At 61.4% G+C, this 7630-nt stretch carries 7 protein-coding genes and 1 pseudogene; 6 read left to right on the plus strand and 2 right to left on the minus strand.

Features of this window, described 5'->3' with window-relative positions; genetic code table 11:
* From xdhA to xdhC, 3 genes are all read left to right on the plus strand, one after another.
* Positions 1–1557 (plus strand): xanthine dehydrogenase subunit XdhA (gene xdhA / locus QZ326_RS09950; protein ID WP_295744689.1); only part of this gene is annotated, 1557 nt, incomplete at its 5' end.
* Between the two features lie 15 nt (positions 1558–1572).
* Complete coding sequence (gene xdhB, locus QZ326_RS09955) at positions 1573–2454, plus strand: xanthine dehydrogenase subunit XdhB (protein WP_295744692.1); 882 nt, start codon at positions 1573–1575, stop codon at positions 2452–2454.
* On the plus strand, positions 2454–2957 hold the full coding sequence (gene xdhC, locus QZ326_RS09960; protein ID WP_295744695.1) for a xanthine dehydrogenase subunit XdhC: 504 nt from the start codon (positions 2454–2456) through the stop codon (positions 2955–2957). The genes xdhB and xdhC overlap by 1 nt, the downstream gene beginning before the upstream one ends.
* 204 nt (positions 2958–3161) lie before the next feature.
* On the opposite strand, the gene QZ326_RS09965 is transcribed toward xdhC, so the two are convergent.
* Entirely contained in the window at positions 3162–3533 is a 372-nt protein-coding gene (locus tag QZ326_RS09965) for a winged helix-turn-helix domain-containing protein (RefSeq protein WP_295744699.1), read from the minus strand.
* 287 nt (positions 3534–3820) lie between these two features.
* Between QZ326_RS09965 and QZ326_RS09970 the strand changes: the two genes are divergently transcribed.
* The 3 genes from QZ326_RS09970 to QZ326_RS09980 all read left to right on the plus strand — a co-directional run bounded on the left by QZ326_RS09970 (position 3821) and on the right by QZ326_RS09980 (position 7135).
* Positions 3821–4846 carry an aldo/keto reductase gene (locus tag QZ326_RS09970; protein ID WP_295744702.1) on the plus strand — a complete coding sequence of 342 codons (1026 nt, stop codon included), beginning with the start codon at positions 3821–3823 and terminating at the stop codon, positions 4844–4846.
* Between the two features lie 11 nt (positions 4847–4857).
* A complete protein-coding gene (locus QZ326_RS09975; RefSeq protein WP_295744705.1) occupies positions 4858–5295 on the plus strand; it encodes a hypothetical protein in 438 nt (145 codons plus the stop codon).
* 109 nt (positions 5296–5404) lie between these two features.
* A complete protein-coding gene (locus QZ326_RS09980) occupies positions 5405–7135 on the plus strand; it encodes a helix-turn-helix transcriptional regulator (protein ID WP_295744707.1) in 1731 nt (576 codons plus the stop codon).
* A 67-nt stretch (positions 7136–7202) separates the two neighbouring features.
* Here the strand turns inward: QZ326_RS09980 and QZ326_RS09985 are convergent.
* A pseudogene (locus QZ326_RS09985) lies at positions 7203–7630 on the minus strand (phosphoenolpyruvate carboxykinase); the annotation flags it as partial.

Genomic DNA, 7630 nt, shown 5'->3' on the forward strand with positions numbered 1-7630 from the left:
GGCTTCGGCAACAAGCAGGACGCGCTGTACGAGCCCCTGTGCGCCTGGTGTTCCACCCAGGTGGGGGGGAGACTTGTGAAGCTGGAGTGCAGCCGGGAGGAGACCTTTGTCTCCAACCGGGTCCGCCACGCCATCCGCACCCATATCATCTCCTACCTCCGGCCCGACGGGACGCTGGTGGCCCGAAAGTTTGAGTCCTTTTCCAACCAGGGGGCCTACGCCTCCCACGGCCACGGCGTCAACGCCAAGGGCATGAACGCCTTCCCCCAGCTCTATCCCTGCCCGAATGTGGAGTGCGACAGCTGGACGGTGTTTACCAACAAGCCCGCCGCCGGCGCCATGCGGGGCTACGGCATCCCCCAGGCCATGTTCGCCGGGGAGAGCCATATCGACGACATCTGCGAGGCCATCCATATGACGCCCCTGGAGTTCCGGCGAAAAAACCTGATGCCTGTGGGCTATGTGGACGGCTTCTCCAAAAATGAGCTGTACCACGACACCTTCAACCAGTGTATGGACAAGGGAATCCAGGCCATGGACTATCTGCGGAAGTTCGAGGCGTACCGGGACCAGACCGGCCCCGTCCGCCGGGGCGTGGGACTGGCGGTATTCTGGTACAATACCGCTGTATGGCCCATCTCCCTGGAGAGCTCCTCCTGCCGCATGGTGCTGAACCAGGACGGCTCCCTCCAGTTCCAGACCGGTGAGACGGAGATCGGCCAGGGCTGCGACACCGCCTACTCCCAGATGGTGGCGGACGCCGTGGGAATCCCTTTTGAGGATGTTCACGTGGTCTCCGCCCAGGACACCGACGTCACCCCCTTCGGCACCGGGGCCTACGCCTCCCGGCAGACCTACATCGGCGGTTTTTCCATCATGCAGACGGCCCTGGCCCTGCGGGAGCGCATTTTGAACATTGCCCATGAACAGACCCGGATGTCTGTCTCCAATCTGGACCTGGCGGACGGGCAGATCATCCGCAAATCCGACGGGCGGATTTTGAAGTCCCTGGGAGATCTGGCCACGGAGAGCCTGTACTCTCTGGAGCACAGCCAGCATATCACCGCCGAGACCACGGCCCAGATCAAGTCCAACGCCTACTCCTTCGGCTGCTCCTTTGCCGAGGTGGAGGTGGACATCCCCATGTGCCGGGTGAAGCTGCTGCGGCTGGTAAATGTCCACGACTGCGGCCGCCTCATCAACCCCGCCCTGGCGGAGGCCCAGGTCCACGGCGGCATGTCCATGGCCATCGGTTACGGCCTCTCGGAGGAGCTGAAATTTGACGAGAAGACTGGCAAGACCCTGAACGGCAACCTGCTGGACTACAAGCTGTCCACGTTTATGGACCACCCCTCCCTGGAGGCGGCCTTTGTGGAGAACCCGGAGCCCACCTCTCCCTACGGTACCAAGGCCCTGGGCGAGCCTCCGGCCTGCTCCGGCGCCCCGGCCATCCGCAATGCCATTTTGAACGCCACCGGTGTGGCCATCGACTGCTGTCCCATCACGCCCCATGCCCTGTACCGCGAATTTAAGGCGGCTGGACTGATTCAGGATTAAAGGAGGGAACCGCATATGTATGACATGAAAGCCCTGTATCAGGCGAAGAGCGTTGCTGATGCCGTGGCCCTCCGCCTGGCCTATCCCGAGGCACAGATCATCGCCGGCGGTTCCGATGTGCTGGTGCAGATGCGGGAGGGCAAGCGGGCCGGCGCGGAGCTGATCTCCATCCAGACCCTGGACGAGATCCGGGGCGTCTCCATGGACGGCGACGGCACGCTGCGGATCGGCTCCCTTACCAGCTTTTCCCATATCACCCGGGATCCGCTGATTCAAAAGCATATCAACGTGCTGGGAGAGGCCGTGGACCAGGTGGGCGGCCCCCAGATCCGCAACATCGGCACTATCGGCGGCAACACCTGCAACGGCGTCACCTCTGCCGACTCTGCCTCCACCCTCCACGCCTGGGACGCCGTGGTGGAGCTGACAGGCCCGGAGGGCGTCCGCCGCCAGCCCATCCACGACTTCTACATTCGGGCGGGCAGGGTGGATATCCGGGAGGGAGAGATTCAGACCGCCATTCTCATCCCAAAGGAGAGCTACGAGAACTGCTTCGGCCACTATATCAAGTACGCCATGCGCAGCGCCATGGACATCGCCACTCTGGGCACCTCCGTCAACGTCCGTCTTTCTGCAGACCGGAAAACGGTGGAGCGGGCCCGGGTTGCCTTCGGCGTGGCGGGACCCGTGCCCCTGCGGGCGGCGCACGCCGAGGCCCTGGCGGCGGGGCGGCCAGTCTCTATGGAGCTGGCGGACGCTTTTGCCCAGGCGGTAAAAGAGGACATCAATCCCCGGGACTCCTGGCGGGCGGCTAAGGACTTCCGCCTCCATATCGCCGTGGAGAGCGCCCGGCGGGCCTTCATCGAATCTGTGAAACTGGCGGGAGGTGAGCTGTAATGGAGAGGCATCAGATTCAGTATCAGACCGTTCATTTCAACCTCAACGGCAAGGACGTGGAGAAGACGGTGGATGTCCGGGCCAGCCTCACGGATATGCTGCGCAACGACTACCACACCCTGTCTGTGAAAAAGGGCTGCGAGGTGGGGGAGTGCGGCGCCTGCAACGTGCTGATCAACGGCGAGACCTTCAACTCCTGCATCTATCTGGCCGTCTGGGCCGAGGGCAAGCATATCCGCACGCTGGAGGGTCTCATGGGTCCCGACGGGGAGCTCAGTGACATTCAGCAGGCATTCATCGACGAGGCGGCCATCCAGTGCGGCTTCTGCACGCCGGGTTTCATCATGTCGGCGGTGGAGCTGCTGGAGAGCGGGAAGGAGTACACGGACGAGGAGATTCGCAAACTTCTCTCCGGTCACCTGTGCCGCTGCACAGGGTATGAGAACATCCTCCGGGCGGTGAAAAAGACCATGTACAGGCGGTTGGGCAAGGAGCCCAGCTGACGCAGCGGCGCGGCGGAATCCGGATATAAAACGGGAGGCATCCGCCTCCCGTTTTTATCTGTGTCAATATAGTGGCCGTCAAACTGGATTATTTCGGAGTCAGGTGCCGGCTCTCTTTGAATTCCGTAAGGGGGGCTCAGTGCCGGTTCAGAGGATGGATATTGTCCTCAATTGCTTATTCCAGTAGCTCTGCCGCGGATTTTCTCACAGTTCCTGATCCGGGGTCCGGTAGAAACCAAAGGCCTCCTCAAATCTCTCCCGTGCATAGCGGTCCACATCGGCCTGATATGCACGGTATGCCGCCAGCAGCCGCTCCGCCTCCGGGGTCAGCACCGCTCCGCCTCCGTGCCGCCCGCCGGTGGTGGAGTGCAGCATCTTGCAGCCAAAGACCTCCTCGGCGGTGCGGATGATGCGCCATGCCTTGGAATAGGCCATCTCCATGGACGAGGCCGCGGCCCGCAGGGAGCGGTGCTCCCGCACCCGTTCCAGGAGCGTGGCAATACCGGGGCCGAAGCAGCGCTGGTGGTCGTCGCTGTATAGCCGGATAGTCAGTTTCAGATGCAGTTCCTTGTCCATTGAGAGCCCCCGTTTCAACAGATTAATATTTTTATTTTATCACAGTTTCCGCGGTTTGCAAACCCGGCAAAGTATGATATAGTGAATAAAGCGGGAAAGGCGGCAGGCATACGGCCTGCCGGTGCGCGAGCGTGCTTTTGCGGAACGGTGAAGTCAGACAGGCCGGTCTTTTCAGCGGTCTTGGCGGGGCCGCCAGATATCTTTGGCGCTTCCCGGGCCTGTTGGCGATAGAGTCATTTCAGGAAAAATCTCCGTCCAATGCGGAGAAAAAGCAGGAGGAAAGAGTTATGGAAAAAATCCGGCTGGGCTGCACAGAGCTGTATGTCACCAAAACGGCCTTTGGCGCACTGCCCATCCAGCGCATCTCCAAGGCCGACGCGGTGAAGCTGGTCCGCAGGGCATATGAGAGCGGTATCAACTACTTTGATACCGCCAATATGTACACCGACAGCGAGGAAAAGCTGGGGGAGGCCCTCCATGACGTGCGGACAAACATCGTGATTTCTACTAAGAGCGCTGCTACGGACAAGAAGACGGCCTTGTCCCACATGGAGCAGAGCCTCCGCCGTCTGCGGACAGATTACATCGACCTTTTTCAGTTCCACAATCCGGCTAAGCTCCCTGATATTGAGGACCCGGACGGGGCCTTTGCCGCGGCGCTGGAGATGCAGAAAAAGGGGTACATCCGCCATATTGGAATCACCAATCACCGCTTGGGCGTTGCCCAGGAGGCCATTGCCTCCGGAAACTTTGAGACTCTTCAGTTTCCCTTCTGCTATCTGACCACGGAGAAGGAACTGGATCTGGTGGCCAAGTGCAGGGCGGCCGATATGGGCTATATCGCCATGAAGGGCCTCTCCGGAGGTCTCCTCAACAACGCGGAGGCGTGCTACTGCTTCATGAAGCAGTTTGACAACGTGGTGCCCATTTGGGGTATCCAGCGGGAGGAGGAGCTGGACCAGTGGCTGGAGCTGACAGAGCGGGACCCGGAGATGACCCCGGAGCTCCAGGCCGTCATCGACCAGGACCGGAAGGAGCTGGCGGGAAACTTCTGCCGCAGCTGCGGCTACTGCCTGCCCTGCGCCGCCGGAATCGACATTCCCCAGGCGGCCCGGATGTCTGCGCTGCTGCGCCGCTCCCCCTACCGGCCCTATATGAGCGACGAGTGGCATGCCAAAATGCACAAGATCGAGGAGTGCGTCCACTGCGGCGCCTGCAAGAGCCGCTGCCCCTACGGCTTGGACACCCCGGAGCTGCTGAAGATCATGCTGGCGGACTACGAACAGTTTTACGCTGAGCACCACAACGATTGAGGGGGGATAGCATGCTTTTCAAAAACAAGGATGTGAGCCTGGAGCTGCATGTGGTCAACTATGAGTTTCCCGCCGGCGGCGGCGACCCGGACAGCGACGACCGCAACTGGCTTGTTCTGCGGTGTACCTGGATCAACGGGGAGGGGGCCATCGTCAAGGATTCCAACAGCTGCCTTCTGACCTACGAGCTGCGGGAGATGACCGCCGGATTGAAAGTGCTGAACGCCGGCATCCGGGACAGCTATGCCAGCGGCTTCGTGGACCCCTACTTCGAGGTGGCGGCCCAGACGGAGGGAGAGGTGTTCCGGGTGGATGTGTCCTTCTACCTGCCCAACACCATGGACGGCGACGACACCGCCGAGGTGGAGGCCGTGATGACCAGGGAGGAGATGAAAGCCCTCATCGGCGAGCTGGACAGCCTGTGCGAAAAATATCCGGACAGAAAGTGAGAACTGTCGAAAAAACCGGGCGCAACCGCCGGAAGTTGCGCCCGGTTGGTTGATTTCGGGGATTTTTTCGGGGTATTATGAGGGCAGAACAAGATTGGAGGGACGGCTTATGACCTATGGAGAACAGATCAGGCGGGGGAGAGAGGCGAAGGGGCTGACCCAGGAGCAGCTGGCGGAATCGCTGGATGTCAGCCGCCAGGCGGTGAGTAAATGGGAGATGGATCTCTCCCGCCCCGCCCGGGGGAAGCTGGTGCGCCTGTCAGAAGTGCTGGAGGTTCCGGAGGAGACCTGGGTGGCTATCGATGCGGAACAGGCGGCGAAGGAGCGTCCGAAAGACTCCGCCCGGCCCTGGAAAATCGCCGTGGCGGTGCTGGCGGCGCTGTGTCTGGCGCTGGGGGGAACCCTGGCGGCGGGGTGGTGGGCCTATACTGACATCCGTGTGCCCGCTGAGAGCTCCCAGGGGGAGGCGCCCATCCCGGCGGAGGGCTCTGGTGCTCTGGAGGAGCTTTTCCCGGACCTGCTGCCCCTGAGAGGCCGCCGGGATTTTGACTTCGGCGGCCAGCCTCTGGGGGACTATGATCCCGCCTGTGTGCCCTTTTTGAACGACCCGCCGCGGCTGGAGGACGAGAGCCTCTGGAGCGGAAAACTGGATGGCGGCGGATGGCTCCAGGTGGTGAAGGCCGATCCCCGCCACGAAAAGAGGGAGTCCGGCGGCATGGTCACCTTTTATAACCTCTATCTGCTCTATGCCCCGGACGCCGGAGGCGGTCCGCTGGAGTGGACCATTCTGACACGCCTTGTGGAGGAAAACGTCTATCTGGATACCTTCGCCGCGGAAACATTCACCAACGTCCTGGGCTATGACGGCTGGAAGCTCTCCATTACAGTGGGGGCCTCCGCCGGAGCGCTGAGCTTCTACTTCTCCCAGCGCCCGGACGGCATGCCCTGTCTGCTGACTGTGGGCAATAATGCCCTGGAGGCGGACGTGGACGAGGACGGGGAGTTGGAGATCGTCTCTGTGGATGAGATTCCCTTTTTTGCAGAGATCACGGACACGAAGGAGGGCCAGGAGGGGTCCATGGTCTACACCCTGGACCCCTATACCGGCGGCTTTGCTAATGTGGGTCTCTCTTTCGCCCGGGAGAAGGGCGGCTTTGTGGTAACGGACTCCCATAACGCCGTGCTGGCCCGCTATGTGCTTCGGAATCACGGGCTGCAGCGGGTACCGCTGACGGATTTCAGCGTCGCGGACTACCCGGACGTGGCGGGGACCCGGATCGAGTTTCAGACGGATGTGGAGGGTCTCTCCGACGGCCTGGCCCCGGACGATGTGCTGTACGGTACCCAGTACCGCATTACACACCGCCAGCAGGCATATCTGGCTCTCCAGGAGCTGTATGAATTGACGGGATTGAAGGTGGACTTCTGTTACTGTACTGCCAACGAGTTCGGTGTGCTGTTCTCTCTGCTGCCGGACGGCTTCAACCAGCGGAGCTTCTTTACCGCTGATTTCAGTGAGAACTATGGCGGCCGGGGGATTCCCCAGTTCCGCATTGCCTGGAAGGAGTTGGACAACGGCTGGTCGCCCCTGTCCCTGGCGGAGGCGGTCCTCCCGGGGCCATGGGTTCCGCCGGAGACAGTGCTGGGCTGGTATTATGGCCGCCTAGGCATCTTCCGTACCGGCGAAGCGGCTGTGGAGAGGGATGGAGAGATTCCGGAGGAGCGGAATTTGTACCTGGAGAGCGGAGACCTCTTTGTGGGGACTCTCCGAGACACGGACTGGGGTCCGGCCTTGGTGTGCCTCTATGGACCCTATTCCGGCGGTATCGTCAACCATTGAAACGAGCGCCATTCCCGCAAGGGAATGGCGCTCGTTGACGTTCGTGATTGCAGTGTATTGAAGCCGATTACAGGGTGTTGGCCTCGTCCACCACTTTCTTGATGGCGGCGGCGGCATCGCCGGGCAGTACATTGAAGCCGCCCTCGGCCTCCTTCAGGCCCTCCACGTAGCTCAGGCGGTCCTGCATCCGGGCCTTCAGCTGGGCAACGTAGTCCTTGTCGGTCAGATCAGGCACGAAGCCCTCCCACTCGAAGATCTCGATGTCCTCGAAGGGGCCCCACTTCTTGAACTGGGCCTTGCCCTCCACAACGGCCTCAAGGACGCCCAGGGTGTCCTCCTTCTGGACCTTCTTGCCCATGAAGTCGCCGGTGTTGATGATATAGCAGGCCACGTCCTTCTCCGCCACCAGCTTCTTGAACTTCTCATAGTCGTTCACCAGGGGATAGGTGCGGAAGGGGTTGGCGTAGGGCTCCACCACCAGGGCGTTGGGGTCCA

It is taken from the genome of uncultured Oscillibacter sp. (genome assembly GCF_910587525.1).
Classification (GTDB): Bacteria; Bacillota; Clostridia; order Oscillospirales; family Oscillospiraceae; genus Oscillibacter.